Below are 25,887 nucleotides of genomic sequence, written 5' to 3'. Positions count from 1 at the left end.
CTTTCACGCTACGGGGGCGTTGGCTTCCTCGCTCGCCCCGGTCACATAGTAAACTATGCTCCCGGGCGCTCGCTGCGTCGCCGCCTTCCCGTAGCGCGAAATCTTTCGTTGAATCAGTTTGGCCGATTATCGGTTCGAAAAGGGCGAAGAGTAAAAAGCGAAGAACAAGGAGCAAAGAGCAAAGGGCAAGAGAACAAAAGAGTAAAGGGGCGTTGGCCCTTTTACTCTTAAGCTTTTGTTGATGCAAGCTGGCTCATCTACAAGCCGCGGATTACTTAGCGAGGCGCTTCTCGATGGCGTCCATCAGCATCCCGGTGATAGAGATCGGGAAGGCGGCCTCAATCTCGCGTACGCAGGTTGGGCTGGTGACGTTAATTTCCGTCAGGCGATCGCCGATGATATCCAGACCGACGAAAATCAGACCCTTGGCCTTCAGCGTAGGACCGACGCGGCGGGCAATCTCCCAATCGCTCTCGGTCAGCGGGCGGGCTTCGCCGCGACCGCCGGCGGCCAGGTTGCCGCGCGTCTCTCCACCCTGCGGAATACGCGCCAGGCACCAGGGAACCGGCTCGCCGTCGACGACCAGCACGCGCTTATCGCCGTCCTTGATGGCCGGCAGATAGTTTTGCGCCATGCAGTAGCGGCTGCCCAGATCGGTCAGCGTTTCCGCAATCACCGGCAGGTTGGGATCGCCCTCTTTCACGCGGAAAATAGAGGAACCGCCCATGCCGTCCAGCGGCTTGAGGATAATATCGCCGTGCTTTTCCCAGAAGGCTTTCAGCTGCGCCTTGTTGCGGGTGACCAGCGTTTCTGGCGTCAGGTCGGCAAACCAGGCGGTAAACAGCTTCTCGTTACAGTCGCGCAGGCTCTGCGGCTTGTTGACGATAAGCGTGCCCTTATCTTCCGCGCGCTCGAGAATATAGGTGGCATAAATGAACTCGGTATCGAACGGCGGATCCTTACGCATCAGAATCACGTCGAGATCCGCCAGCGGCAGATCCTGCTCACCGCTGAACTCGTACCACTTGTCGTAATTCTGCTCGACGCTCAGCGTGCGCGTACGGGCGCGGGCTTCACCGTTGATTAAGTACAGGTCGTTCATCTCCATATAATGGAGTTCGTAGCCACGACGCTGGGCTTCCAGAAGCATGGCGAAGCTGGTGTCTTTCTTGATGTTGATGGTTGCGATGGGGTCCATCACGATGCCGAGCTTGATCATTATTATTCTCCGTTAACGCTTCAACCTAAGTCGCCAAAACGCACCTGTAGCGCGGTAATGGCGGTTAGCGCAGTTGTCTCTGTACGCAGAACGCGCGGTCCCAACAGAATATCAGTAAACTGGTAACGAGCGGTCATCGCGATCTCTTCCGCTGACAGCCCTCCTTCAGGGCCAATCAGCAGACGAATGCGCTCGACCGGCAGCGGCAGCGTGTTAATGCTGGCGCTGGCGCGAGGGTGCAGGTTCAGCTTAAGGCTATCATCCTGCTCCGCACACCATGCCTCCAGCTGCATGGCCGGGCGAATCTCTGGCACCACGTTGCGGCCGCTCTGCTCGCAGGCGGCAATGGCGATTTTCTGCCACTGCTGGATCTTTTTCTGCAAGCGTTCGGCATCCAGTTTAACCCCGCAGCGCTCGGAAAACAGTGGCGTAATGAGGCTTACTCCGAGCTCGATCGATTTCTGGATGGTGAATTCCATCTTTTCGCCGCGCGACATCACCTGACCGAGGTGAATATGCAGCGGCGATTCGCGGTCGTCACGCTCGCCGCTGACAATCTCAACCGTCACGTTTTTCTTGCCCGCGTCGACGATTGTGGCTTCAAATACCTGATTACTACCGTCAAAAAGCTGAATGGCCTGGCCTTTACCCATTCGCAGTACACGGCCAACGTGGTTCGCCGCGTCGTCGGAAAGGGCTATCTGGCTGCCGACGATAATCGGTTCGGGGTGGTGGATGCGGGGAGTGCGCATGCTTGATATTCCGTTCTTCGCGCAGGCCCCGGTTCCCCGCCGCGGCGGGAGAATAGCGGGACCTGCAAATTAACAATTGCCGCTAGTGTAGGTTAGCTCTTTTGCGCCTGGCAAGCCTGCTGGACGTAAGGATTGTGGTTGCCCTGAACTTTAGCGATACGCTCATCGCGTTCGCACTCCCAACTGGTGACCGGGTAGGTCTTATCCCAGGCGGTAAACAGCTGGGTTTGCTGACGGGAAAGGGTGAGCTGATAGCTATCGCGCATATAGAAGTAGGTCCGCGCAATCGCGCCGCGCGCGCGCACCGGCGGCTCGGCGACCTTCTCTTTAAAATCGACCTTCATCGCGCACTGGCCGTACTGGCCTTCGCCGCCGTTCCACTGGCTGTACATATAGTTAGCGCGGTCGCCGTTGACCTCGCCAACCGCCGGCTGCAGGTTGTGCATATCGCTTTCCATCCTGCGGTAAACCGGATCTTTGGCGCAGTTTTTACGCCCGCCATCCTGCCAGCACTGGCGCTGGTGGCCAAACTGCCACGCCGGGACGACGTGCTCCCACTCGACGCGGCTGGCGCGGTTTTCGTTTTTACGCACTTTATAACCGCAGGATTGTAGATTGATAACGCCTTTTTTACCCTGCCAGTCGATTTTGCAGCCGCAGTAGAAGTCACCGGGGGCATCGGCGTTAACCTTCACTCCGGCGGCTTTTGCCTGGGAAAAACTGTGGATCCCTTCGGCCATAGCCTGACCGCTAAAGGCCGCAGTCAAAAGCGCTGCGGCAAAAATATGAGTACGGGACATCGTGAACTCCGTGTCAAAAAGAGCCCGCAACGTAGCGAATGCGATTGTCAGATGCAATCAGTCAGATCAGAAAATTTCCAGTTATAGCCGATATTTACTCTTCGGCGACCAGCAGATCGCCGCAGCGAACGCAGCGGTAGGTGGCTTCGCCGCGCGTCACGCGGTTGTGACGGCGAACGGTAAGCTGGTGCTGCTGGCACCGGCAGCGGTAGGGGAAGGTATTCTGTCGCACGGAGTCCAGTTCGAAGCGGTGGGTGCGGCGGGCCGGCACTTCCAGCACGCTTTCCATCATCCACTTCCACTCTTTGCCGTGCGGCGCCACGCGTCCAAAATGCTGCCACACCAGCAGATGCGCCAGCTCGTGCGGTACGACCTCATCGATAAACGCCTGCTGGTTCTCCAGCAGCAGCACCGGGTTGAGGCGAATTTCATTCTTCTCCAGCCAGGCGGTGCCGGCGGAGGTTCCTCGCTGCTGATAGACCAGCGCGGGTTCCGGATAGCGGCGCTCAAGCTTGAGGTTCGCGAGGGCGAGTTTTTCCCGCAGGCTGCGCATTACGGCCTGCTGCGTAGCGATGGGAATTCGGGGTGTCTTCATAGCGCCAGAGGATAGTGCGGCGAGGAGAGGAGAGCAAGAAGAAGCTTCCTCCCGCGGGGGGAGGAAGCGCGGTGATGACTAGTCGCGAGCGCCGATTTCACGCAGCGGACGGCCCTTCATCAGGTTACGTTCGATATGTTCCAGCGAAACGTTTTTGGTTTCCGGAATCAGCCACAGGGTCAGGAAGATGAACAGGATATTCAGGCCGCCATAGACCCAGAAGGTGTTCGCGCTGCCCAGCGAGTTCAGCATGGTCAGGAAGGTCGCACCGACGATCATGTTGGCAATCCAGTTGGTGGCCGTGGAGCAGGTGATGCCGAAATCGCGGCCCTTCAGCGGCTGAATTTCTGAACACAGGACCCAGATCAGCGGGCCTGCGCTCATTGCGAAGCCAACGATAAACATCAGCAGCATCAGCACGGAGAAGTACTGCGCGGTCGTGGAGTGAATACCGATATGCATCATGCTGCCCAGCACGCCCATGCCGACGGCCATGACGATAAAGCCGAGGATCAGCGTTGGCTTACGGCCCCAGCGGTCAACCAGGCCGATCGCGATGAAGGTCGCCAGCACGTTGGTCAGGCCGACGATAACCGTGCCCCACATCTGCTCGGTGGTGTTGGCGTAGCCCGCCAGCTCAAAGATCTTCGGCGCGTAGTACATGATGACGTTCATCCCGGTGAACTGCTGCATCACCTGCAGCAGGACCCCGAGGAACACCGCGCGGCGGAAGTTGCTGTTCTCTTTAAACAGCTCCCAGCCGGACTGTTTGACCTTCAGGCTTTCACGGATTTCATCGAGCTCACGTTTTGCTTCGGCGCTGGTATCACGCAGGCGCAGCAGCACGCGCTCAGCGTCGACAAAGCGGCGTTTAGCGGCAAACCAGCGCGGGCTGTCCGGCAGGAAGAAGACGCCAATCAGCAGCAGAATGGCCGGGATGATAATGACCCCGAGCATCCAGCGCCATGCGCCGCTGTAGCTAAACGCGGTATCCGACAGATAGGCGCCGAGAATACCGATGGTGATCATCAGCTGATACATCGAGATCATGCTGCCGCGAATTTTCTCTGGCGCAATTTCCGAGAGATACAGCGGGGCGGTGTAGGAGGCGACGCCTACCGCCAGGCCGAGCAGTACGCGGGAAATCAGCAGCACTTCAACGTTCGGCGCGGCGGCGGAGCACAGCGAGCCGGCAACGAACAGGATGGCGCCGATCATCAGGCTTTTCTTACGGCCCAGCTTGAAGGAGAGCCAGCCGCTGCCGACCGCACCGACCGCGGCGCCGAACATCATGGAGCTCACCACCCATTCCTGAGTGTGAGCGGTAATCTGAAACTCGTTGGCAATAAAGGGTAGGGCACCCGCAATGACGCCGATATCAAGGCCAAAAAGCAGGCCGGCCAGTGCGGCGAGGAAACAGACAAAGAACGTCATCGTTTTGTTCGAGCGCCCTTGTTTTTTGTTGTCAGGCATAACGCCCTCCAGTTGAGTTATTGATTCTGTCGCTGCTTAGAGTAGGGGAGTGCGTAGCAAAAAAATGTGATTGTAATCACGGCTGTGTAATCGCTTACACTAAGGTAAAGAAACGTAATTAATAAATATTTATATAAATCAATGTAGTATGTGATTTTAGTTAATGAGATAAAAAACGGAAATCAGACTTGCCTGAAATAGTATGTAACATTGTGAAAGATTGCTTCATTAACGCTGCGGTGGAGCTAGATAATGGCTGCAAATCTGATGTAATCGCTTTCATTTTCGAGGGTTGCAGGAACCGATGGCGGCGGGGCGCAGAGCACGGTGGGGGAAGAGATAAACAAAAAGGCCAGCACGAGGCTGGCCTTTGAAACGGTAAAGCGCGCGGTTATTTCAGGCCGGCAGCTTCGCGCAGCAGAGCGGCTTTGTCGGTTTTTTCCCATGGGAAATGTTCGCGACCAAAGTGACCGTATGCCGCGGTTTCTTTGTAGATCGGGTGCAGCAGATCCAGCATCTGGATCAGGCCGTAAGGACGCAGGTCGAAGAATTCGCGCACCAGCAGCGTCAGCTGCTCGGAAGCAATCTTCTCGGTGCCGAAGGTTTCCACCATGATAGAGGTCGGTTCAGCCACGCCGATTGCGTAGGAAACCTGAATCTCACAGCGATCGGCCAGGCCTGCAGCAACGATGTTCTTCGCCACATAGCGCGCTGCGTAAGCCGCGGAGCGGTCAACTTTAGACGGATCCTTACCGGAGAACGCGCCGCCGCCGTGACGAGCCATGCCGCCGTAGGTATCAACGATGATTTTACGCCCGGTCAGGCCGCAGTCGCCCATCGGGCCGCCGATAACAAAGCGGCCGGTTGGGTTGATAAAGAATTTGGTGGCGCTGCTCAGCCATTCGGTCGGCAGAACCGGCTTGATGATCTCTTCCATCACCGCTTCCTGCAGCGATTTCTGATCGATATCTTCCGCGTGCTGGGTCGACAGTACCACCGCGTCGATGCCGACGATTTTGCCGTCGTCATACTGGAAGGTCACCTGGCTCTTCGCATCCGGACGCAGCCACGGCAGCGTGCCGTTTTTACGCACTTCAGCCTGACGCTGCACCAGACGGTGAGCATAGGTGATCGGCGCCGGCATCAGCACGTCGGTCTCGTTAGTGGCATAGCCAAACATCAGGCCCTGGTCGCCCGCGCCCTGCTCCAGCGGATCGGCACGGTCAACGCCCTGGTTGATGTCCGGGGACTGCTTGCCGATTGCGCTCAGCACGGCGCAGGAGTTGGCATCAAAGCCCATATCGGAATGCACGTAGCCAATTTCACGAACCGTATTACGGGTGATCTCTTCGATATCAACCCATGCGCTGGTGGTGATTTCACCGCCAACCAAAACCATGCCGGTTTTGACGTAGGTTTCACACGCGACGCGGGCTTTCGGATCCTGTTCGAGGATCGCGTCAAGCACGGCATCGGAGATTTGGTCAGCAATTTTGTCTGGATGCCCTTCTGATACGGACTCGGACGTAAAGAGGTGTTTTGCCATGTTTTATTTTACCTGTGGAGTATTCGTATAGCTCATACTGTTGTGTGGATTAGCTTTGGTGGATGATTCTACCAAAGCCTGCAGGTAGTGACACGAGCAGTCTGAGTGTTAATCAGTATAGACGGATTAACTTCTGGACGGCTATTTTAGGTCAAATCTTAATCCCATTTCCAGACTTTTTTTGATGCACATCGCATTTATGCGTCATAGCCGGTGGAAATTTTTCCTGCCAGATGCGGCAACGCGCATATTTTTATTTTGCATTTTAGCCTGCTTCTCGGTATAAAACGCCGCGCGCGGCTCATTATGACAGCGCACGAAGAGTACCTCGTGACGCCACTTCCAGCCGGGTTAAGCACTCTGTATTGACAGAATCCCGCAGCGGCCTTTGCGCCTGCTGCCAGGTATATAGCTTTGGCTTGTCGCTGGCCCGTTTCGGGGCAGTGTGGAGGTGATACCAGATAATGAACCCACGTTTTTCACCTGATTCGTCGCGTCGTTCCGTCGCGCGTCACTATCCCGCAATCTGCATCTCTTTCATGCACACCTGCCGATGTTCTACCCATCTCGGCGCTTCTCAGGATTCCAGGGCCGGAAGGTCGTCAGAAAACTGAACAAGGGCTCTCTTGCCGCTATCGCAAGGGTTTTCTCGTGGTTTCTCCGAACTGTCACACCAGGTTCGGGTACGTGTTTTATTATCATATGAAGAAGAAACCGGTCGCGCAGTCGCAGCGCCAGCACTATCTGCTGGGGTTTAGGACTGTTCATGGGTTGTTATCGCGTCTTTGGACTGCGATAGTAGTTAACTGTCTTACACTTATTATTAAAAATTGAGGTTCGCTATGTCTGACGACATGTCTATGGTTTCGCCTTCGTCAGCAGGCGAACACGGTGTACTACGTTCTATGCAGGAGGTGGCGATGAGCTCCCAGGAAGCTAGCAAAATGCTACGTACTTATAATATTGCCTGGTGGGGTAATAACTACTACGACGTCAACGAACTGGGCCATATCAGCGTTTGCCCGGATCCTGACGTACCGGAAGCGCGCGTCGATCTTGCCGAATTAGTTAAAGCGCGCGAAGCGCAGGGGCAGCGCCTGCCTGCACTGTTTTGCTTCCCGCAGATCCTGCAGCATCGCCTGCGCTCGATTAACGCCGCCTTCAAGCGCGCGCGCGAGTCCTACGGCTATAACGGCGACTATTTCCTGGTTTACCCGATTAAGGTTAACCAGCATCGTCGCGTGATTGAGTCGCTGATCCACTCCGGCGAGCCGCTGGGCCTGGAAGCCGGTTCAAAGGCCGAACTGATGGCGGTGCTGGCGCACGCGGGCATGACCCGCAGCGTGATCGTCTGTAACGGCTATAAAGACCGTGAATATATCCGCCTGGCGCTGGTCGGCGAAAAGATGGGCCACAAGGTCTATCTGGTCATCGAAAAGATGTCGGAAATTGCCATCGTGCTGGAAGAAGCCGCGCGCCTGAACGTGGTGCCGCGTCTTGGCGTCCGCGCGCGTCTGGCCTCGCAGGGCTCCGGTAAATGGCAGTCCTCCGGCGGCGAGAAATCCAAGTTCGGCCTCGCGGCAACGCAGGTTCTGCAGCTGGTTGAAATTCTGCGCGCGGCGGGACATCTGGAAAGCCTGCAGCTGCTGCACTTCCACCTTGGCTCGCAGATGGCCAACATTCGCGATATCGCCACCGGCGTGCGCGAATCCTCGCGCTTTTACGTCGAGCTGCATAAGCTGGGCGTCAATATCCAGTGCTTTGACGTCGGCGGCGGCCTGGGTGTGGACTATGAGGGCACCCGTTCGCAGTCCGACTGTTCGGTGAACTACGGCCTCAACGAGTACGCTAACAACATTATCTGGGCGATCGGCGACGCCTGTGAAGAGAACGGCCTGCCGCACCCGACGGTGATTACCGAATCCGGGCGTGCGGTCACCGCGCACCATACCGTGCTGGTCTCCAATATTATCGGCGTTGAGCGTAACGAATACACCGAGGCGACCCCGCCTGCGGAAGATGCGGCGCGCCCGCTGCAGAGCATGTGGGAAACCTGGCTCGAGATGCACGAGACCGGCAACCGCCGCTCGCTGCGCGAATGGCTGCACGATAGCCAGATGGACCTGCACGATATTCACACCGGCTACTCTTCCGGCACCTTCAACCTGCAGGAGCGCGCGTGGGCGGAGCAGCTGTATCTGAACATGTGCTACGAAGTGCAGAAACAGCTCGACCCGAGCAACCGCGCGCATCGTCCAATCATTGACGAGCTGCAGGAGCGGATGGCGGATAAAATTTACGTCAACTTCTCGCTGTTCCAGTCGATGCCGGACGCGTGGGGTATCGATCAGCTGTTCCCGGTGATGCCGCTGGAAGGGCTGAACATGGTGCCTGAGCGTCGCGCGGTGCTGCTGGATATCACCTGCGACTCCGATGGCGCTATCGATCACTACGTCGACGGCGACGGGATCGCCACCACCATGCCGATGCCGGAATACGATCCTGATAACCCGCCGATGCTGGGCTTCTTTATGGTCGGTGCCTACCAGGAGATCCTCGGCAACATGCACAACCTGTTCGGTGATACCGAAGCGGTTGACGTGTTCGTCTTCCCTGACGGCAGCGTCGAAGTTGAGCTCTCCGACGAAGGGGACACCGTGGCCGATATGCTGCAGTACGTGCAGCTGGATCCGAACACGCTGCTGACCCAGTTCCGCGATCAGGTGAAAAACTCCGGTCTCGACGAGGCGCTGCAGCAGCAGTTCCTCGAAGAGTTCGAAGCGGGCCTGTACGGCTACACTTACCTGGAAGACGAGTAACATGCTGCGCGCCCTCTCTTATGAAGGAGGGGGCATCAGGTCGCACAAACGCGATACCGACTTGAACCCGCAGGCATTAACGGCGATAATTCGCCCAACAAGCAGTCACCCTATTCAAACCCTTCCTCGTCGGGCCTAACGACGCGGAGGGGTTTTTTTATGTGCATTTTTAACACTATCGCCTGTAAAAAGAGGTCACACCCATGAGCACTTTAGGTCATCAATACGATAATTCCCTGGTCTCTAACGCGTTTGGTTTTTTGCGTCTGCCGCTGAACTTCCAGCCGTACGACAGCGACGCCGACTGGGTGATCACCGGCGTTCCTTTTGATGCGGCAACCTCCGGCCGCGCGGGCGGGCGTCACGGTCCTGCGGCGATCCGTCAGGTTTCCACCAACCTCGCCTGGGAAGGCAACCGCTTCCCGTGGAACTTCGACATGCGCGAGCGTCTGAACGTTGTCGACTGCGGCGACCTGGTTTATGCCTTCGGCGACGCGCGCGATATGAGCGAACGTTTGCAGGCCCACGCTGAGAAGCTGCTGGCGGCCGGGAAACGTATGCTCTCCTTCGGCGGCGATCACTTCGTCACCCTCCCGCTGCTGCGCGCGCACGCTAAGCATTTCGGTAAAATGGCGCTGGTGCATTTCGATGCCCATACCGACACCTACGCCAACGGCTGCGAGTTTGACCACGGCACCATGTTCTACACCGCGCCGAACGAAGGCCTGATCGACCCGAACCACTCGGTGCAGATCGGTATCCGCACCGAGTTCGACAAAGACAACGGCTTTACCGTGCTGGATGCGGGCCAGGTTAACGATCGCACCGCTGACGATGTTATCGCTCAGATCAAACAGATCGTTGGCGATATGCCGGTGTACCTGACCTTCGACATTGACTGCCTGGATCCGGCATTTGCGCCGGGCACCGGTACGCCGGTGATCGGTGGGCTGACCTCGGATCGCGCGATCAAGCTGGTGCGCGGCCTGAAGGATCTGAACATCGTCGGGATGGACGTGGTGGAAGTGGCTCCGGCCTACGATCAGTCCGAGATCACCGCCCTGGCGGCGGCGACCCTGGCGCTGGAAATGCTCTATATCCAGGCGGCAAAAAAGGGCGAATAAGCCCTAAGCGCTCACTGCTGCTGCGCGACGCATGCGCAGCAGCAGCACGCCTCCGGCAAGCAGGGTAACGACCTGTGACGCCACCAGTACCGAAAACCCTGAACTGACCGACCCGACCAACTTCATCACCAGCCCCATCAGCAGCGGGATAAACGCCGCGCAGATATTGCCGATACCGTTAATGATGCCGTAGGCGCTGCCAACCGCCTCCCTCGCCGCGTGATGCTGCACCACCGCCGGTATCGCCGCCCCCTGAAGCCCCCAGAATATATTGGCCGACAGCATAAACAGCGCCAGCCACGCCGGCTGGTGGCTGAGCATCAGCGCCAGTATCGAGCAGGCCGTCAGAAGGCCGCCGCTTATAAACAGCAGCGGAGCCTGCTCGGGGCGCATTTTATCGAGCAGCACGCCGCCAAGAAATTTTGAGCCGAGGCTGAGCAGAAAGGGGATCGCCGCCAGAACGCCGGTGGCCTGTAGCGAGAAGTGATGCTCAGCGCGCAGCCACGCCGGCAGCCAGGCGCTGCTGCCCCACAGATAGCTGAGGGTGGCGATCTCGACCAGCAGGATCCAGCCGAGGAGCGGCGTGCGCCAGGCCAGCTGAAACGTCTGCTTAAAGCCGGCGCGAGACCTTTGCTCCGCCGCGGCCGGAGCCGGCAGGAAGCGCCAGATAAGCCCGCCGCCGAGCAGCAGATTCAGCGCGGCCAGGCTGTAGAAAGAGCCTTGCCACCCCTGATGCGCAATTAAAAAAGTGACCAGCGGGAAGCCCACCGCCAGCCCCAGCGAGACCCCGAGCGCGGTGACCGCGTTCGGTTTACCGATCTCGCAGGCGGCGAAGCTGTCGCTGATAAAGCGTGTTTTAAGTGAAAATAGCGGCCCTTCCGCAATACCTAAGATAACGCGGGCGATCAGCATCCCGAACAGCGATCCGAGCAGCGGAGAAACGGCGCACACCGCGGCCCAGATAGCGATGCTGATTAATAGCCCCTGCCGATAGTGCAGCCGGTTTTCAATCACCGGCGTTAAGAGTAGTGCCGACAGTCCATAGCCCACAAGAAAGCAGGTCATCAGCATTCCCTGTAACATTCTGTTTTCATTTAGCTGAAAGTGGGCCGCAAATTCGGGGTCAAGTATCATCACTGAGATATTTACCCGGTCAATATAAGAGATGATAATTAACAACAGTAGCGCGATTGTTCCCTGCCATCTTGTGGTCATGATTATTCTTTTCTCCCGGTCGTTTATGAATCAAAGGCGCTATTTTTAAATAACGGTGATAGTCACGCAGGTAAAATGATTCACAGGTGAAACTCGTTGTTTTAAAAGGTAATGATTGAAAAGTGTTTCACCAGTGAAACTTGATGTTTAGCTGGCTTTATCATTTTTAATGATTGTAGGGAAAAGAAGTCAATAGTCATTTTCGAAAAGTTAAGCGCTCGCTTAATTTATTTTCACGCCTCCTTTTATATATCACAATTTCATATTGCCGCAGTTTTTCGTGATCGATTGCACACTTAGATAATTAAATCACGATCGGTTAACAAATCCTTCACATTGCCGCTTGACGAAAGATTGAACGCTTTTATATTGACCGTATTAAATAAGAAACAGAGTTTCATATATGAAACAAAGCCTGGAGGATCGTGATGAGCTGGATAGGCGTATGTGACGCAGAGCAGGTACAGGAAGATTTCCCTTATAGCGGCAATATCGACGGTAAAGAGATCGGCATTTATCTGATTGATGGCGAGTATTACGCGCTGGAGGACGTGTGTCCCCATGCCTACGCGCTGTTAAGCCAGGGCTTTGTGGAAGACGGCAAGGTTGAATGCCCGCTGCACGAAGCGGTATTCGATGTGAAAACCGGTCAGTGCCTGCACGGTCCGGGCGGTCGTAGCCTCAATCGTTACCCGGTGCGGGTATTCGACAATCAGATCCAGATTACTTTTATCGAGGAGAGCGTGGCATGAGCGAAACCCTGAACTTCAACCCGGCGCTGCCGGAAAGCCGCCAGTTTACGCCGCCCGCTGAGGGCGGTAACGGCAATATCCACAAGCCGGGCGACTACGCCAATCTTATCTGGCAGACCCGCAGCCGCGTTCCGGAAAACTGGGAGCTGCAGCTTATCGCCACCCTTGAAGGGCTGTTTGAGCAGGGGGCAGAGAGCCTGACGCAGCTGGTGGACGGGCTGAACGACCTGAGAATGCACGACCAGCAGGGCGAACCCTGGAGCGAGACCAGCTTCGAGGCTTTTTTGCAGGTAAACGGATACTGAGGACACAGCGATGACGACAACGGTACAAAACTATCTCGATAAAGGGTTACGCGGCCTGTGGTATCCGGTGCTGGCAAGCTGGGAGGTGCAGTCCGCGCCGGTGGGCATCACCCGTCTCGGCGAGCAGATCGTTATCTGGCGTAATAAAGACGGCCAGCTGCAGGCGCTGGAAGACCGCTGCCCGCACCGCGGCGCGCGCCTGTCGATGGGCTGGAACCTCGGCGACCGCATCGCCTGCTGGTATCACGGCGTGGAAGTGGCGGGAAACGGCGAAGTGAAAGATGTCCCGGCGGTCGACAAGTGTCCGCTGGTGGGCCAGCAGTGCGTGCGCAGCTATAGCGTTCAGGAAGCGCACGGGGCGATCTTCTTATGGTTTGGCGCCACGGCGAACCAGCCGCCGGAGGAGCTGACCTTCCCGGAAGAGCTGGCTAACGGCGACAAATACAGCAACTACCTCTGCACCGCCGCGTGGAAATGTAACTATCAGTACGCGCTGGAAAACGTTATGGACCCGATGCATGGCACCTATCTGCACTCCTCTTCGCACTCGATGGCGGAAGGCGAGCGTAAAGCGGACATGGTGCTGCAGCCGACCAAAACCGGCTTCATTTTTGAGAAGAAGGGGCAGAGCGGCGTCAACTTTGACTGGGTAGAGCTCGGCAACAGCGGCGCCTGCTGGATGCGCCTGTCGATCCCGTATCAGAAACGCTTTGGGCCTGGAGGCCACTTCTTTATCGTCGGCATGGTGGTGCCGGAAGATAACGACAACTGTCGGGTCTTTTTCTGGCGTATCCGCGGCGTGCAGGGCTGGCAGCGCGATATGTGGCGCTTTATGTACCGCAACCGCCTGGAAAAACTGCACTGGGAAGTGCTCGAGCAGGATCGCGTGGTGCTGGAGAGCCTGGCGCCGAACGCCCGCGACCACGAATATCTCTATCAGCACGACGTCGGGCTGTCGCGCCTGCGCCGTATGATGCAAAAAGCGGCCAAGGAGCAGCTGGCGGCGCGTGAAGAACAGCAGGGTGCTGCCTGATGAACGGACTGCTGAACGGTAAACGCATCGTGGTGACCGGCGCCGCGCGCGGGCTGGGCTATCACTTTGCCAAAGCCTGTGCGGAGCAGGGCGCGAAGGTGGTGATGTGCGACATCCTCGAGGGCGAACTGGCCGAGCGCGCGCATGGGCTCAGTGAACAAGGTTTTGCCATTGAGTCTCAGGCTATCGATCTGGCCGATCCGCACTCAATCGCGCAGGCGTTTAGCGCGATCGGCGAACGAGGTCCCATTGACGGACTGGTGAATAACGCCGCGATGGCCACCGGCGTCGGCGGCAAAAATATGATCGATTACGATCCGGATCTGTGGGATCGGGTGATGTCGGTTAACGTCAAAGGCACCTGGCTGGTGACCCGGGCGGCGGTACCGCTGCTGCGAGAAGGCAGCGGGATCGTTAACGTGGCGTCGGACACCGCGCTGTGGGGCGCGCCGCGCCTGATGGCCTACGTCGCCAGCAAAGGCGCGGTGATCGCCATGACCCGCTCAATGGCGCGGGAGCTGGGGGAGAAACGCATCCGCATCAACGCTATCGCCCCGGGGCTGACCCGCGTGGAGGCCACCGAGTACGTTCCGGCTGAACGTCATCAGCTGTATGAGAACGGCCGGGCCCTGAGCGGCGCCCAGCAGCCGGAAGATGTTACCGGCAGCGTGGTGTGGCTGCTCAGCGAGCTGTCGCGGTTTATCACCGGGCAGTTGATCCCGGTCAACGGCGGATTTGTTTTTAACTAAAGAGGCGAGGCGGTATGGCAAACGAGCGGGAAGTGAAGTACCTGGTGCCGGGCCTGGAGCGGGGGCTGGAGCTGCTGCTGGCGTTTGGCGAGCAGCATCGCGATCTGACCTTCGCCGAGCTGCATCGGCTGGTGGATATGCCGAAAGCGACCGCCTATCGCGTGGTGCAGACGCTGGAATATATGGGCTTTCTGGAGCGCAATCCGCGCACCAATACCTTTTCGCTCGGGATGAACGTCCTGCGTCTGGGCTTTGAATACATCGCTTCGCTGGATGTGGCGCAGGTCGGTCAGCCGGTGATTGAGCAGCTGCGCGATACCAGCCAGTGCAGCAGCCACCTGGCGATCCGCGACGGGCGGGACATCATCTATATCGCCCGCGTCAGCGCCGCCGGCTCGCGCATTAATCAGGTCAGCATCGGCACCCGCCTGCCGGTCCACTGCACTTCGCTTGGCCGCATGCTGCTGACCGATGTCTCCCGCCGCGAGTTCGAACTGCTGTTCCCTGACGAGCGGCTGCCGGGCAATACGCCGGGGCAAATTCACGACCGCGAAGCGCTGTGGCAGATGGTGCAGCAGGATAAGGCGCGGGGCTTTGTGATCGGCGAGTCCTTCTACCGTCACGGCATCTCCTCCATCGTTTACCCGGTCTACGATCGCAGCGGACGGGTGGCGGCGGTGGTGAGTATCCTGGTGCCGTCGGATGAGATCCCGCAGGCTGACCGCGAGCGGCTGCAAAACGATGTCAGCATGGCGGCGGACAAAATTTCAGGCTTCCTTGGGCATTTAGCTCAGGCTATTTAAATCAATACGTTAACTGCAGGCGCTTGGCTGCGTCGGGCATGTTTTACGCCCAAATCCGGGCGACAGAACGGTAAAGAGGCAACGAACGATGAGTGTAACCGGAATTGAAAAGCTGGAGTTTGGCGTCGACGACCTGACCCATAGCGCCAAATTTATGCGTGATTTTGGCCTGACGAGCGATGCCGACGGCCGGCGTTTTACCACCCTGAGCGGCGCTCAGGTGCTGCTGAACCCGATCAACAGCCCGGATCTGCCGCCCGCCTTTGAGGCGGGTAATACCCTGCGCCGGATGACCTGGGGCGTAGCGGACCGGGCGGCGCTGGAGGCGCTGCGGCCGAAGCTGGCGCAGCAGCCGGCCTTTCGCGAAGTAGACGGCGCCCTCGAGTGCCAGGATCCGAACGGCATGACGCTGCGGGTTCAGGTGAGCCAGCAGATGCCGGTTGAGCTGGATGTCGAGCCGATAAACCAGTGGGGCGACGTGCGGCGGATCGATACGCCGAGCCCGGTTTACGAGCGCGCCCAGCCGATCAACATCGGCCACGTGGTGTTCTTCGTTGAGGAGCTGGCGGCGGTAGAGAGCTTCTACCGCGAGGTGCTCGGTTTCCAGGTGTCCGATCGCTATATCAACCGCGCGGTGTTCCTGCGCTGCGGCGTGCGCGGTGGCCATCACAATCTCTTCTTATTACAGCTGCCGACCCGCAAGCGCGGTCTTAACCACGTCGCCTTTACGGTGCGCGATATTCACGAAGTGATCGGCGGTGGGATCGCGATGAACAAAAGCCAGTGGAGCACCTTTATCGGCCCCGGCCGCCACCCGGTCTCTTCGGCCTACTTCTGGTACGTCAACAGCCCGACCGGCGGCGCGTTTGAGTACTACACCAACGACGACTATCTGACGGAAAACTGGCAGCCGCGCGAGCTGGAACACTCCCTGGTTTCCTTTACCGAGTGGGCGGTGGAGGGCGGTATCGACCACGACACCCGCCGCCAGCAGAAAAAGCCGGAGGCGGTATGACGGTGCGGATAGTGATTATCGGCGGCGGCCAGGCCGGCGGCTGGGCGGCAAAAACGCTGCGTGATGAAGGCTTTGACGGCGAGATTTGCGTCATCGCCGAGGAGGAGTGGGATTTTTACGAGCGCCCGCCGCTGTCGAAGGCGGCGCTGCTGGAGGCCGAACCGGCGCTGCCGCGTCTGTTTAGCGCAGAAGCTCAGCAGGCGCTGAACCTGAAGTGGTACCGCCCGCAGCGCGCGGAGGCCATCGATCGTGAGGCGAGAACCGTGCGCCTGAGCGGCGGCGAGCGGCTGGCCTACGACCGCCTGCTGATCGCTACCGGTGGCCGCGCCCGCCTGCCCGGCGAGGCCTGGGCGCAGCATCCCCAGGTCTACACCCTGCGCCACTGGCAGGATGCCCGGCGCCTGAAGGCGCGCCTGGCGGCCAGCACCCGGCTGGCGATCGTCGGCGGCGGCTGGATTGGCCTCGAGATTGCCGCCTCGGCGCGTAAAAGCGGCGTCGAGGCCACGCTCTACGAACAGCAGCCGGCGCTGTGCATGCGCTCGGTGAGCGGCGAGGTATCGCAGGAGCTGGAATGGCTGCACCGCGAGCAGGGAGTCAACGTCCGCACAGGGTGCGGCGCGCTGGGCCTCGAAGATAGCGACGGCCTGCCGGTGATCCGCTGCGACGGCCGGCGTCAGACCTTCGACGCGGTGGTGGTGGGGATCGGCGTCGAGCTTAATCTGGAGCTGGCGCAGGAGGCGGGCCTGCCCGTCGATCGCGGGATCGTGGTTGATGCCCAGGGGCGAACCGCCGATCCGGCTATTTTCGCCGCCGGCGACGTCGCCCGCCATCACCAGTACGGATTGTGCATTCAGTCGTGGGCCTTTGCCCAGAATCAGGCGGTAGCGACGGCGAAGGCGATGCTCGATCCGCAGGCCGAGGGCTACGACGAAGCGCCGTGGCTGTGGTCGGATCAATACGCGCACAACATTCAGATCCTCGGGATCCCCCAGCCGGGAACCCGGACGCTGGTTCGCCGCGATCCCAAAGGTCCGCTCTTTTTCTCGCTCGATAGCGACGGCCGGCTCAGCCAGCTGGTGGCGTTTAACGATGCGCGTACCGTCAAGCTGGCGAAGCGCTGGATGGCGGCGGGGAGGGATCTTTCCGCGGTGCCGCTCGACGATCTGACCTTTTCGCTGATGTCATTGCGATAACACCCGCGCACCCTTAAGGGGGAGAGATGACCACATTAGAGACAAACACCGCGCCCTCCGTGGCGAGCGGTGAGGGCGTCCACGCGCCTGAAAAAGCGGTTCGCTGGGCTATTCCGCTGTCGTTACTGGCCTGCGTGCTGCTGGCGTTCTTCGACAAAATCAGCATTGCGGCGCTGTTTTCTGATAGCCATTTTCAGCAGGCGATGGGCATCGATTTTGATACCACGCGCCTTGGCATCCTGATGAGCGCTTTTTTACTGAGCTACGGTTTCTCCTCGGTTCTGCTCAGCGGGCTGGGCGACCGCATCGCGCCGCTGCGCCTGCTCACCGGCATGATGGTGGTGTGGTGCGTACTGATGGTGATGATGGGGTTCACCCACAGCTACAGCGCCATGATCGTGCTGCGCGTGCTGCTCGGCATCGCCGAGGGGCCGCTGTTTCCGCTGGCCTTTGCCATCGTGCGCCACACCTTCCCTCAGCGTCTGCAGGCGCGCGCCACCATGCTGTGGCTGCTCGGCACGCCGGTCGGTGCGGCCATCGGCTTCCCGCTCTCCATTTGGCTGCTCAGCACCTTCGGCTGGCAAAGCACCTTCTTTGTGATGGCGATGCTGACGGCGCCGGTGCTGATTTTTGTCCGTATCGGCCTGCGCGGGATCCAGCTGGAGGGCAAAACGTCCGCGGCCGCCAGCTCGCAGGAAGAGCGGCGTAGCGCGCGCCGGGAGCTGTTTGTCAGCCCGCACTTTTGGATGATCTGCGTCTTTAATATCGCCTTCCTGGCCTATCTGTGGGGCATCAACGGCTGGCTTCCCGGCTACCTGATTAAGGGCAAGGGTATCCACCTGGAGCACGCCGGCTGGCTGTCGTCGATGCCGTTTATCGCCATGCTGCTTGGCGAAATCATCGGGGCGTGGCTTTCCGACCGGGTCGATAAACGCGCGGCTGCCTGCTTTATCTCGCTGGCCGGCGCGGCGGTGGGCCTGGCGGCGGTGATGCACTTCACCAGCCCGCTGACGGTTATTGCGGCGATGAGCTTTAGCACCTTCATGTGGGGAACCGGCGCCCCCAATATTTTTGCGCTGCTGGCGAAGGCGACCCATCCCCGGGTCAGCGCCACGGCGGGCGGGATTTTCAACGGGTTGGGAAACTTTGCCGGCGCCCTGTCGCCGGCGGTGATGGGCGCGCTGATCGCCTTCACCCACAGCATGGATTCCGGACTGATCTTTCTGGCGGTGATGGCGGTCGTAGGCTGTCTCCTGTTGCTGCCGCTGCTAAGACGTTACTGAGGAGAAGACGATGACAGATTCAAGCGTAACTGCAAAACAGGGCCTCAAGCCTGAGCACCTGACGATGGAAGAGTGGATTGAGTCGCGGATCGCGCGCTTTGAAGGACGCAAATATGACTGGAACGCGCTGAAGTTCCAGGCCGATTTCGACCCGAAATACCGCCGCGCCCAGATGCGCTACATCGGCACCGGCGCCACCGGCGTCGCCAGCGATACCAATACCGTGGCGGCGGAGAACTTCACTTTCTCCACCATGGTGCTGCCGGCGAAGTGCGAAGGGCCGCTGCACCTGCACGATGACGTCGAAGAGGTGTTTTTCATGCTCAAGGGGCAGATAACCCTGATGGTTCAGGACGGCGATAGCTATACCGAAACCGTGCTGCGCGAGCGCGACCTGATCTCCGTCCCGGCGGGGATCTACCGCGGGCTGTTTAACCACGGCGAAGAGGAAGCGCTGATGTGCGTGATGCTCGGCACCCGCAAACCGAACATCCCGACCTATCCGCAAGATCATCCCCTGTCGAAAGTGAAGCGGGGTTAAGGAGACATGATGACGGGTTTTCGTGAACAGGGGAGCGGCACGCCGCTGGTGCTGCTGCACGGCATCAGCTCCGGCGCGGCCTCCTGGCATAAGCAGATGGCGCTGCCCGGCTACCGCGTGCTGGCCTGGGATATGCCCGGTTATGGCGAAAGCCCGATGCTCTCGGCCGAGCGTGCGGATGCCGGCGACTATGCCGAGGCGCTGGCGCGGCTGCTCGACCACGCCGGCGTTGAGCAGGCGGTGCTGGTGGGCCACTCGCTCGGCGCGCTGGTGGCCAGCGCCTTTGCGGCAAAGTATCCCGGGCGCGTTCTGCGCCTGGTGCTGGCCGATGCCGCTCAGGGCTACGGCCGGGCGGAAGCCGCGCAGCGTGAAAAAATCTGGCAGGGTCGGCAGCAGCAGATGGCCGCCGGCGGCGAAGCGATGGCGCAGGGCCGGGCGGCGAAGCTGCTGCACCCCTGTAGCGATGAGGCCAACGTTGCCGTCGTTGCCGCGGGGATGCGCAGGCTGCGCGCCGAGGGCTATCTTGCCGCGGCGTGGATGCTGGTCCATGACGATATTCACCGCTGGCTTGGCGATTTTGGCGGCCGCTTTGAGGCGTGGTGCGGTGAGCAGGACACCGTTACCCAGCCGGAGCTGGTGCACGGCCTGGCGCTGCGCTACCGCATGCCGTATGTCGGCATCCCGCGAGCGGGGCACGCCAGCTATCTCGATAACGACACATTTTTCAATCAACAGCTTTTACGGGTAGGGGAAGAGGTGCGCGATGAATGCACAAATTGAGGGACGCGTAGCGGTGGTCACCGGCGGGTCGTCAGGGATTGGCTTTGAAACGCTGCGCCTGCTGCTGGGGGAGGGGGCGAAGGTCGCCTTCTGCGGCCGTAATCCGGACCGGCTCGCCAGCGCCCATGCGGCGCTGCAAAACGAATATCCGGGAGCGGACGTCTTCTCTTACCGCTGCGACGTGCTGAAAGAAGACGAGGTGCAGGGCTTTGCCGACGCGGTAGCGGCGCGCTTTGGCGGTGCCGACATGCTGATTAATAACGCCGGCCAGGGGTACGTGGCGCACTTCGCCGATACGCCGCGGGAGGCGTGGCTGCACGAGGCGGAGCTCAAGCTGTTCGGGGTGATTAACCCGGTGAAAGCCTTTCAGGCGCAGCTCGAGCGCTCGGATATCGCCTCGATCACCTGCGTGAACTCGCTGCTGGCGCTGCAGCCGGAGGAGCACATGATTGCCACCTCCGCGGCGCGCGCGGCGCTGCTCAACATGACCCTGACGCTGTCGAAGGACCTGGTTGCCAAAGGCATTCGCGTGAACTCCATTCTGCTCGGCATGGTGGAGTCCGGACAGTGGCAGCGGCGCTTTGAGAACCGCACGGACAGGAGCCAGAGCTGGCCCGAGTGGACGGCGGATATCGCCCGCAAGCGCGGGATCCCGATGGCGCGCCTCGGCAGGCCGAACGAGCCGGCGCAGGCGCTGCTGTTCCTCGCCTCGCCGCTGGCGTCGTTTACCACCGGCGCGGCGCTGGATGTCTCCGGCGGCTTTTGCCGTCATCTGTAAGGAGTTGAGATGAAAAAGATCATGCTCATCGGCTATGGCGCGATGGCGCAGGCGGTGATTGAACGGCTGCCGCCGCAGGTCGCCCTTGGCTGGGTGGTGGCGCGCGAGGCGCACCACGCGGCGATCCGTCAGCGCTTCGGCGATGCGGTAGCGGTACTGGACGATCCGCAGTCCTGCGCGGAAACCCCGGATCTGGTGCTGGAGTGCGCCAGCCAGCAGGCGGTGGCGCAGTTTGGTGAAGCCATTCTCAGGCGCGGCTGGCATCTGGCGGTGATCTCTACCGGCGCGCTGGCGGATAGCGAACTGGAAAAGCGCCTCAACGGCGCCGGAGGCCGGCTAACTCTGCTTTCCGGCGCGGTGGCCGGTATCGACGGCCTGGCGGCTGCGAAAGAGGGCGGTCTTGAGCAGGTGACCTACCGGTCGCGCAAAAGCCCGGCCAGCTGGCGCGGCAGCTATGCGGAAATGCTCATCGACCTCAACGCGGTCACTGAAGCAAAAATCTTTTTTGAAGGCAGCGCGCGCGAAGCGGCTCGCCTGTTTCCGGCGAACGCCAACGTTGCGGCAACCGTGGCGCTGGGCGGCATCGGGATGGACGATACCCGGGTACAGCTGATGGTCGATCCGATGACCCGGCGCAATACCCACACCCTGCACGTACAGGGCGCGTTTGGCGAGTTCCATCTGGAGCTCAGCGGATTACCGCTCGCCAGCAACCCAAAAACTTCCACCCTGGCGGCACTGAGCGCGGTTCGCGCCTGCCGCGAACTGGCATAGCGCAAAGAGGCGGCGATGGATGAGTTAAAGATTTTTATCGGCGGTCGCTGGCGCCACGGCGGCGGCAACCTGATGCACAGCCAGTTTCCGGCCGACGGCTCGGTCAACGCCACGCTGCATGCGGCAAGCCTTGACGATCTGCATGAGGCGATCGCGCTGGCCGAAAGCGCCTGGCGTCAGCCGGCGTGGCGCAACATGCTGCCCCATCTGCGGGCAAAGATCCTGCATAAAGCGGCGGATATTATCGAATCCCGTCTTGAGGAGCTGGCGCGGATGCAGAGCCGCGACAACGGCAAGCCGCTGGCGGAGGCGCGAGGCCTGGTGATGAGCGCCGCGGGCAGCGCCCGCTACTTTGCCGCCGCCTGCGAGCTGCTGGAGGGCGAACTGCTGACCCCGCGTCAGGCGGATCTGCTGACGCTCAGCCGCTACGAGCCGCTGGGCGTGGTGGCGGCGATCACGCCGTGGAACTCGCCGATCGCCAGCGAGATGCAAAAAGTGGCCCCGGCGATCGCCGCCGGTAACGCGGTGATCCTCAAGCCGGCGGAAGCCACGCCGCTGATGGCGCTGGAGCTGGCGCGGATCTTCGAACAGGCCGGCCTGCCGGCGGGCCTGCTCAGCGTCCTGCCGGGGAAAGGATCGGTGATTGGCGACGCGCTGGCCCGCCACCCTCTGGTGCGCAAAATTTCGTTTACCGGCGGCACCAGCACCGGACGTCATTTGGCGCACGTGGCGGCGGAAAAGCTGATCCCGGCGTCGCTGGAGCTCGGCGGCAAATCGCCGACTATCGTGCTGGAAGATGCCGATGTTGAGCAGGCGGCGCGCGGCATCTGCTACGGCATCTTTAGCTCCGGCGGCCAGGCCTGCATCGCCGGCTCGCGGCTGTTTGTGCATGAAAAAGTCTATCCGCAGCTGATGGCGCGCCTGCTGGAGCTGACCCGCGGGCTCAGAATCGGCCATCCGTTTAGCGCGGACACCCACGTCGGACCGCTGATTAATGAAAAGCACCGCGACAGCGTGCTGGAGTACGTCGAGCTGGCTAAACGCGAAGGCGGCCGGGTGCTGTGCGGCGGCGAGATCCCGGCGGATCCGGCGCTGGCGGCAGGCAGCTATTTTCAACCGACGATCGTTGAGGGGCTGACCAACGCGGCCCGCGCCTGTCGGGAGGAGATCTTCGGTCCGGTGCTGGTGGCGATGAGCTTCAGCGATGAAGACGCGCTGATCCAGCAGGCCAATGATTCGGTTTACGGCCTGGCGGCCGGGATCTGGACGCGAGACAGCGGACGCGCCCTGCGCTTAAGCGATCGCCTGGAAGCCGGAACGGTGTGGATCAACACCTACAAGGTTTTCTCCATTTCGACCCCGTTTGGCGGCTTTAAAGAGAGCGGCCTGGGCCGCGAAAAAGGGATTCAGGGGCTAAAGGCCTGGATGCAACAAAAGAGCATTTATCTGGCGACGGGTAATAGCGTCAACCACTGGTGCGACTAAGAGAAGGGTGTGCAATGAGCGAAATGATAACCGTCGGCGAAGCCATCGCCAGAACGCTGGAGCAGTACAACGTTGAGGCTATTTACGGCGTCATCTCTATTCACAACCTGCCGATCGCCGATGCGGTAGGCCAGCTTGGAAATATCCGCTTTGTTCCGGCGCGCGGTGAGGCCGGATCGGTCACCATGGCCGACGCCCACGGCCGTTTTTCCGGACTGGGCGTGGCGTTGACCAGCACCGGCGCGGGGGCCGGCAACGCGGTAGGGGCGCTGGTGGAGGCGATGAACGCCTGCACGCCGCTGCTGCACCTCACCGGTCAGGTGGAAAAAACCTGGCTCGATGCCGACACCGGCTTTATTCACGAAACCCGCGACCAGCTGACCTTCCTGAAGGCCAGCTCGAAGCGCGCGTACCGCATCAGCAACGCCAGCCAGGCGCTGGCTATCCTGCATAAGGCGATTCAGGAGGCGCAAACGCCGCCGTGCGGGCCGGTATCGGTTGAGATCCCGATTGATATTCAGGGCGCGAAAATCCCGGCCTCGCTGGTGACCTCCGCGCTGAAAGCGGCCCCGGCGGCGGACGCCGATAGCGCCGTTGTCGATGCGCTGTGGGCGCAGCTGCGACAGGCGAAACGACCGCTGCTGTGGCTGGGCGGCGGGGCTATCGGCAGCGCGGCGGCGGTGAAAAAGCTGGCCGATGCCGGGATGACGGTGATCTCCAGCACCCACGGCCGCGGCGTGCTGCCGGATGCGCACCGCGCCAGCCTGCGCGCGTTCCATAATTCGCCGTCCGTTGAAGCGCTGATGGCGCAGTGTGATTTTACCCTGGTGGCGGGCTCGCGCCTGCGCAGCAATGAAACCCGCTCCTGGACCCTCGAACTGCCGTCGCCAAGGGTGCAGATTGATATCGACCCGGCGGCGGCCAGCCGTAACTATCTGATGGATAACACGTTGATTGCCGACTGTGCCAGCCTGCTGGCGGCGCTGGCGGAAAAAGCGCAGGGGCGTGAATGGGGCAATGAGCAGTGGGACGCGCAGGTCAAAGAGGCGGTCGCGCTGGCGGATAGCGGGCTGCGCGAGCAGTGCGGCGCCTACGCGCAGCTGAACGACGCCATCGCGCAGGCGCTGCCTGACGACGGGATCCTGGTGCGCGATATCACCGTTTCCGGCAGCCTGTGGGGGAGCCGTCTGTTCCGCGCCCACGGCCCGTTAATGAACATCCACTCGCTGGCCGGGGCCATTGGCATGGGCCTGCCTATGGCGATCGGCACGGCGATTGCTAACCCGCAGCGGAAGGTGGTCGGCCTCGTCGGCGACGGCGGGCTGAGCCTGAATCTGGGGGAGCTGGCGACGCTGGCGCAGGAAAAGGCTAACGTCACGCTGATTGTCATGAACGATGGCGGCTACGGCGTGATGCGCGGGATTCAGGATAAGTATTTCGGCGGGCGCCAGTATTACAACGAGCTGCATACTCCAGATTTCACGCTGCTGGCGCAGGCCATCGGCCTGCAGGCGTGGAGCGTTGAGCGGGCGGAGGATTTCCAGTCGGTGATGACCGAAGCGCTGGCGATGCCGGGGCCGTCGGTGGTGGAGGTCAAAATGGGGCAGATTGGCGCGCTGCGTTTTGCCGGACCGCCGCAGAAAACGCTGTATTAAGCCGTTTTCCCCTCTCTGGCGCTGCAGAGAGGGGAGCCGGGATTATTTAATGCCGTCGGCCTTCATGCGATCGCGGATGTGCTGAGCGCGCTCCTGGGATGCCGGGTGATCGTCAAACATTGAGCTTTGACGCCCGGCTTCCAGCTTGGCCAGCTTTTCGAAGCTGGTGGCCAGTCCCGACGGATTAATTCCGCGCTTACGCAGCAGATCGTAGGAGTAGTCGTCCGCTTCAGACTCCTGGCGCTGGGAGAACTGCGAGTTCACCAGCTTTTCGCCCAGATCGCCCAGCTGAGACTGGGAGAGGCTGCCGACGATGCCGCCCGCAGACGCGGCGGCGGCGCGAACGGCGTTGGTGCCGAGCGCCACCTGCATGCCTTTCTTCACGTGACCCAGCGCAACGTGGCCCATTTCGTGGCCGATGACCGCTTCCACTTCGTTATCGTTCATGATGTCCATCAGGCCGCTGTATACGCGGATGCAGCCGTTGGCCATCGCAAACGCGTTAACGTCTTTGGTTTCATACACTTTGTAGTTAACCGGCTGGCCGTTGATATTGTCCCCCAGCGCGGCGGCGATTTTATTCAGACGCTTGCTGTATTCGCTGCCGGCGGGCGAAATAGTCGCCTTGCTATCCATCTCTTTACAGGCCTGGTCGCTGAGCGCTTTGACCTGCGCGTCGCTCAGAGAGTAGGCCTGGAAAGCTTCGGCGCCGGAGCTGAGGAGGGCGTTGGAGTCCATGTTCTGACATCCGGTGAGCGTTGCTGCGATCCCAAGGGCAAGAATAGTTGAGCGAATTTTCATTTTTTATCTTCCACAATCTTACGATTTTTTGTCTGAAAAAGGCGACGGTAAGCATGTCGCATCCTGCACAAATTATAAAGAGTATTGCGAGTTACGGGCGAGAGGATTCCGGGGCAGCACAACGTGTTCCGGAGATTTCTTAAACCACAAAAGGATGCTCCATGTACATGTTTTGTCGCTTGGGTTACATTGTTGTCACTTTTTTCCGGCGTAGCCCAAAACGCGCTCTCGTCAAGTCGTTAAGGGTATGGCCTTCAACAGTCCGAACTGGAGTCAAAATGTCCTCACGTAAAGAGCTTGCTAACGCTATTCGTGCGCTGAGCATGGACGCGGTACAGAAAGCCAAATCCGGCCACCCGGGTGCCCCGATGGGTATGGCTGACATTGCCGAAGTCCT

27 protein-coding genes are annotated in these 25,887 nt (G+C 60.1%); 19 read left to right on the top strand and 8 right to left on the bottom strand.

The genetic code is table 11. The features are described from left to right. Positions 1–271: 271 nt before the first annotated feature. The 6 genes from gshB to metK form a co-directional block, all read right to left on the bottom strand. Positions 272–1,219, bottom strand: a complete 948-nt coding sequence (gene gshB, locus M2416_RS26375) for a glutathione synthase (protein WP_076946673.1) — start codon at positions 1,217–1,219, stop codon at positions 272–274. Positions 1,220–1,239: 20 nt separating this feature from the next. After that, positions 1,240–1,971, bottom strand: a complete 732-nt coding sequence (rsmE, locus tag M2416_RS26370; RefSeq protein WP_076946674.1) for a 16S rRNA (uracil(1498)-N(3))-methyltransferase — start codon at positions 1,969–1,971, stop codon at positions 1,240–1,242. Between the two features lie 92 nt (positions 1,972–2,063). After that, positions 2,064–2,771: a deoxyribonuclease I gene (gene endA, locus M2416_RS26365; protein WP_041147196.1), complete on the bottom strand. Its 708-nt coding sequence runs from the start codon at positions 2,769–2,771 to the stop codon at positions 2,064–2,066. Between the two features lie 94 nt (positions 2,772–2,865). Further along, positions 2,866–3,366 (bottom strand): SprT family zinc-dependent metalloprotease, encoded by a 501-nt coding sequence (locus M2416_RS26360; protein WP_076946676.1) that lies wholly within the window; start codon positions 3,364–3,366, stop codon positions 2,866–2,868. Positions 3,367–3,444: 78 nt separating this feature from the next. Next, positions 3,445–4,839, bottom strand: coding sequence for a sugar porter family MFS transporter (locus M2416_RS26355; protein WP_041147194.1), 1,395 nt, complete (start codon positions 4,837–4,839; stop codon positions 3,445–3,447). A 391-nt stretch (positions 4,840–5,230) separates the two neighbouring features. Further along, positions 5,231–6,385 carry a methionine adenosyltransferase gene (metK, locus tag M2416_RS26350; RefSeq protein WP_041147193.1) on the bottom strand — a complete coding sequence of 385 codons (1,155 nt, stop codon included), beginning with the start codon at positions 6,383–6,385 and terminating at the stop codon, positions 5,231–5,233. Positions 6,386–6,849: 464 nt separating this feature from the next. Between metK and M2416_RS27070 the strand changes: the two genes are divergently transcribed. The 4 genes from M2416_RS27070 (at position 6,850) to speB (ending at position 10,328) form a co-directional block, all read left to right on the top strand. Next, positions 6,850–6,999 (top strand): hypothetical protein, encoded by a 150-nt coding sequence (locus M2416_RS27070; RefSeq protein WP_421672658.1) that lies wholly within the window; start codon positions 6,850–6,852, stop codon positions 6,997–6,999. A gap of 88 nt (positions 7,000–7,087) precedes the next feature. Next, positions 7,088–7,219, top strand: a complete 132-nt coding sequence (yqgB, locus tag M2416_RS26345) for an acid stress response protein YqgB (RefSeq protein WP_115191897.1) — start codon at positions 7,088–7,090, stop codon at positions 7,217–7,219. 8 nt (positions 7,220–7,227) lie between these two features. Then, positions 7,228–9,204: a biosynthetic arginine decarboxylase gene (gene speA / locus M2416_RS26340; protein ID WP_259227570.1), complete on the top strand. Its 1,977-nt coding sequence runs from the start codon at positions 7,228–7,230 to the stop codon at positions 9,202–9,204. Between the two features lie 203 nt (positions 9,205–9,407). Beyond that, positions 9,408–10,328: an agmatinase gene (gene speB / locus M2416_RS26335; RefSeq protein WP_095099316.1), complete on the top strand. Its 921-nt coding sequence runs from the start codon at positions 9,408–9,410 to the stop codon at positions 10,326–10,328. A 3-nt stretch (positions 10,329–10,331) separates the two neighbouring features. Here speB and M2416_RS26330 read toward each other — a convergent pair whose 3' ends face one another. After that, positions 10,332–11,543: an MFS transporter gene (locus M2416_RS26330; protein ID WP_259227569.1), complete on the bottom strand. Its 1,212-nt coding sequence runs from the start codon at positions 11,541–11,543 to the stop codon at positions 10,332–10,334. Positions 11,544–11,971: 428 nt separating this feature from the next. On the opposite strand from M2416_RS26330, the gene M2416_RS26325 reads away from it, so the two are divergent. The 14 genes from M2416_RS26325 (at position 11,972) to M2416_RS26260 (ending at position 24,689) form a co-directional block, all read left to right on the top strand. Further along, a complete protein-coding gene (locus tag M2416_RS26325; RefSeq protein WP_041147189.1) occupies positions 11,972–12,295 on the top strand; it encodes a Rieske (2Fe-2S) protein in 324 nt (107 codons plus the stop codon). Then, positions 12,292–12,600: a recombinase-like helix-turn-helix domain-containing protein gene (locus tag M2416_RS26320; RefSeq protein ID WP_041147188.1), complete on the top strand. Its 309-nt coding sequence runs from the start codon at positions 12,292–12,294 to the stop codon at positions 12,598–12,600. Before M2416_RS26325 ends, M2416_RS26320 begins: the two co-directional genes overlap by 4 nt. Positions 12,601–12,610: 10 nt before the next feature. Continuing rightward, entirely contained in the window at positions 12,611–13,633 is a 1,023-nt protein-coding gene (locus M2416_RS26315) for an aromatic ring-hydroxylating oxygenase subunit alpha (RefSeq protein ID WP_259227567.1), read from the top strand. Then, positions 13,633–14,382, top strand: a complete 750-nt coding sequence (locus M2416_RS26310) for an SDR family oxidoreductase (RefSeq protein WP_041147186.1) — start codon at positions 13,633–13,635, stop codon at positions 14,380–14,382. The genes M2416_RS26315 and M2416_RS26310 overlap by 1 nt, the downstream gene beginning before the upstream one ends. 14 nt (positions 14,383–14,396) lie before the next feature. Continuing rightward, on the top strand, positions 14,397–15,185 hold the full coding sequence (locus M2416_RS26305; RefSeq protein ID WP_045857098.1) for an IclR family transcriptional regulator: 789 nt from the start codon (positions 14,397–14,399) through the stop codon (positions 15,183–15,185). 88 nt (positions 15,186–15,273) lie between these two features. Further along, the gene (locus tag M2416_RS26300) at positions 15,274–16,200 is read left to right on the top strand and encodes a VOC family protein (protein WP_123551957.1); all 927 of its coding nucleotides are present in this window, start codon (positions 15,274–15,276) and stop codon (positions 16,198–16,200) included. Continuing rightward, entirely contained in the window at positions 16,197–17,393 is a 1,197-nt protein-coding gene (locus M2416_RS26295; protein WP_259227565.1) for an NAD(P)/FAD-dependent oxidoreductase, read from the top strand. Before M2416_RS26300 ends, M2416_RS26295 begins: the two co-directional genes overlap by 4 nt. Before the next feature lie 26 nt (positions 17,394–17,419). Continuing rightward, positions 17,420–18,676, top strand: coding sequence for an MFS transporter (locus M2416_RS26290; protein ID WP_076946682.1), 1,257 nt, complete (start codon positions 17,420–17,422; stop codon positions 18,674–18,676). Positions 18,677–18,686: 10 nt separating this feature from the next. Further along, positions 18,687–19,217 (top strand): cupin domain-containing protein, encoded by a 531-nt coding sequence (locus M2416_RS26285; protein ID WP_041147181.1) that lies wholly within the window; start codon positions 18,687–18,689, stop codon positions 19,215–19,217. 9 nt (positions 19,218–19,226) lie between these two features. Continuing rightward, a complete protein-coding gene (locus M2416_RS26280) occupies positions 19,227–19,997 on the top strand; it encodes an alpha/beta fold hydrolase (protein ID WP_259227564.1) in 771 nt (256 codons plus the stop codon). Continuing rightward, positions 19,981–20,775, top strand: coding sequence for an SDR family oxidoreductase (locus M2416_RS26275; protein ID WP_259227563.1), 795 nt, complete (start codon positions 19,981–19,983; stop codon positions 20,773–20,775). Before M2416_RS26280 ends, M2416_RS26275 begins: the two co-directional genes overlap by 17 nt. Positions 20,776–20,784: 9 nt before the next feature. Further along, complete coding sequence (locus M2416_RS26270; RefSeq protein ID WP_123551963.1) at positions 20,785–21,549, top strand: aspartate dehydrogenase; 765 nt, start codon at positions 20,785–20,787, stop codon at positions 21,547–21,549. Positions 21,550–21,564: 15 nt separating this feature from the next. Beyond that, a complete protein-coding gene (locus tag M2416_RS26265; protein WP_259227561.1) occupies positions 21,565–23,034 on the top strand; it encodes an aldehyde dehydrogenase in 1,470 nt (489 codons plus the stop codon). Between the two features lie 14 nt (positions 23,035–23,048). Beyond that, entirely contained in the window at positions 23,049–24,689 is a 1,641-nt protein-coding gene (locus tag M2416_RS26260) for a thiamine pyrophosphate-binding protein (protein ID WP_259227560.1), read from the top strand. 42 nt (positions 24,690–24,731) lie between these two features. Here M2416_RS26260 and loiP read toward each other — a convergent pair whose 3' ends face one another. Further along, the gene (gene loiP, locus M2416_RS26255; protein ID WP_041147175.1) at positions 24,732–25,490 is read right to left on the bottom strand and encodes a metalloprotease LoiP; all 759 of its coding nucleotides are present in this window, start codon (positions 25,488–25,490) and stop codon (positions 24,732–24,734) included. A gap of 278 nt (positions 25,491–25,768) precedes the next feature. Here loiP and M2416_RS26250 point away from each other — a divergent pair. Beyond that, positions 25,769–25,887: hypothetical protein (locus M2416_RS26250; RefSeq protein WP_171996282.1), on the top strand; the 119-nt coding region annotated here is incomplete at its 3' end.

Origin of the sequence: Klebsiella sp. BIGb0132 (assembly GCF_024810075.1) — a bacterium.
In the GTDB taxonomy this organism is placed as follows: Bacteria; Pseudomonadota; Gammaproteobacteria; order Enterobacterales; family Enterobacteriaceae; genus Klebsiella; species Klebsiella terrigena.
The sequence above is the reverse complement of the archived record's forward strand: the minus strand, read 5'-3'. Positions and strand labels throughout refer to the sequence as shown.

What these genes read in the sequence shown, in the direction of transcription:
- M2416_RS26355 (WP_041147194.1), bottom strand. Translation starts at nt 4,839, where the DNA reads ATGCCTGACAACAAAAAACAAGGGCGCTCGAACAAAACGATGACGTTC.
- M2416_RS26260 (WP_259227560.1), top strand. Translation starts at nt 23,049, where the DNA reads ATGAGCGAAATGATAACCGTCGGCGAAGCCATCGCCAGAACGCTGGAG.
- M2416_RS27070 (WP_421672658.1), top strand. Translation starts at nt 6,850, where the DNA reads ATGAACCCACGTTTTTCACCTGATTCGTCGCGTCGTTCCGTCGCGCGT.
- M2416_RS26305 (WP_045857098.1), top strand. Translation starts at nt 14,397, where the DNA reads ATGGCAAACGAGCGGGAAGTGAAGTACCTGGTGCCGGGCCTGGAGCGG.
- M2416_RS26320 (WP_041147188.1), top strand. Translation starts at nt 12,292, where the DNA reads ATGAGCGAAACCCTGAACTTCAACCCGGCGCTGCCGGAAAGCCGCCAG.
- speA (WP_259227570.1), top strand. Translation starts at nt 7,228, where the DNA reads ATGTCTGACGACATGTCTATGGTTTCGCCTTCGTCAGCAGGCGAACAC.
- M2416_RS26285 (WP_041147181.1), top strand. Translation starts at nt 18,687, where the DNA reads ATGACAGATTCAAGCGTAACTGCAAAACAGGGCCTCAAGCCTGAGCAC.
- gshB (WP_076946673.1), bottom strand. Translation starts at nt 1,219, where the DNA reads ATGATCAAGCTCGGCATCGTGATGGACCCCATCGCAACCATCAACATC.
- loiP (WP_041147175.1), bottom strand. Translation starts at nt 25,490, where the DNA reads ATGAAAATTCGCTCAACTATTCTTGCCCTTGGGATCGCAGCAACGCTC.
- M2416_RS26330 (WP_259227569.1), bottom strand. Translation starts at nt 11,543, where the DNA reads ATGACCACAAGATGGCAGGGAACAATCGCGCTACTGTTGTTAATTATC.
- M2416_RS26310 (WP_041147186.1), top strand. Translation starts at nt 13,633, where the DNA reads ATGAACGGACTGCTGAACGGTAAACGCATCGTGGTGACCGGCGCCGCG.
- M2416_RS26360 (WP_076946676.1), bottom strand. Translation starts at nt 3,366, where the DNA reads ATGAAGACACCCCGAATTCCCATCGCTACGCAGCAGGCCGTAATGCGC.
- M2416_RS26325 (WP_041147189.1), top strand. Translation starts at nt 11,972, where the DNA reads ATGAGCTGGATAGGCGTATGTGACGCAGAGCAGGTACAGGAAGATTTC.
- endA (WP_041147196.1), bottom strand. Translation starts at nt 2,771, where the DNA reads ATGTCCCGTACTCATATTTTTGCCGCAGCGCTTTTGACTGCGGCCTTT.
- M2416_RS26300 (WP_123551957.1), top strand. Translation starts at nt 15,274, where the DNA reads ATGAGTGTAACCGGAATTGAAAAGCTGGAGTTTGGCGTCGACGACCTG.
- M2416_RS26295 (WP_259227565.1), top strand. Translation starts at nt 16,197, where the DNA reads ATGACGGTGCGGATAGTGATTATCGGCGGCGGCCAGGCCGGCGGCTGG.
- M2416_RS26270 (WP_123551963.1), top strand. Translation starts at nt 20,785, where the DNA reads ATGAAAAAGATCATGCTCATCGGCTATGGCGCGATGGCGCAGGCGGTG.
- M2416_RS26280 (WP_259227564.1), top strand. Translation starts at nt 19,227, where the DNA reads ATGACGGGTTTTCGTGAACAGGGGAGCGGCACGCCGCTGGTGCTGCTG.
- M2416_RS26290 (WP_076946682.1), top strand. Translation starts at nt 17,420, where the DNA reads ATGACCACATTAGAGACAAACACCGCGCCCTCCGTGGCGAGCGGTGAG.
- M2416_RS26275 (WP_259227563.1), top strand. Translation starts at nt 19,981, where the DNA reads ATGAATGCACAAATTGAGGGACGCGTAGCGGTGGTCACCGGCGGGTCG.
- speB (WP_095099316.1), top strand. Translation starts at nt 9,408, where the DNA reads ATGAGCACTTTAGGTCATCAATACGATAATTCCCTGGTCTCTAACGCG.
- M2416_RS26315 (WP_259227567.1), top strand. Translation starts at nt 12,611, where the DNA reads ATGACGACAACGGTACAAAACTATCTCGATAAAGGGTTACGCGGCCTG.
- metK (WP_041147193.1), bottom strand. Translation starts at nt 6,385, where the DNA reads ATGGCAAAACACCTCTTTACGTCCGAGTCCGTATCAGAAGGGCATCCA.
- M2416_RS26265 (WP_259227561.1), top strand. Translation starts at nt 21,565, where the DNA reads ATGGATGAGTTAAAGATTTTTATCGGCGGTCGCTGGCGCCACGGCGGC.
- rsmE (WP_076946674.1), bottom strand. Translation starts at nt 1,971, where the DNA reads ATGCGCACTCCCCGCATCCACCACCCCGAACCGATTATCGTCGGCAGC.
- yqgB (WP_115191897.1), top strand. Translation starts at nt 7,088, where the DNA reads ATGAAGAAGAAACCGGTCGCGCAGTCGCAGCGCCAGCACTATCTGCTG.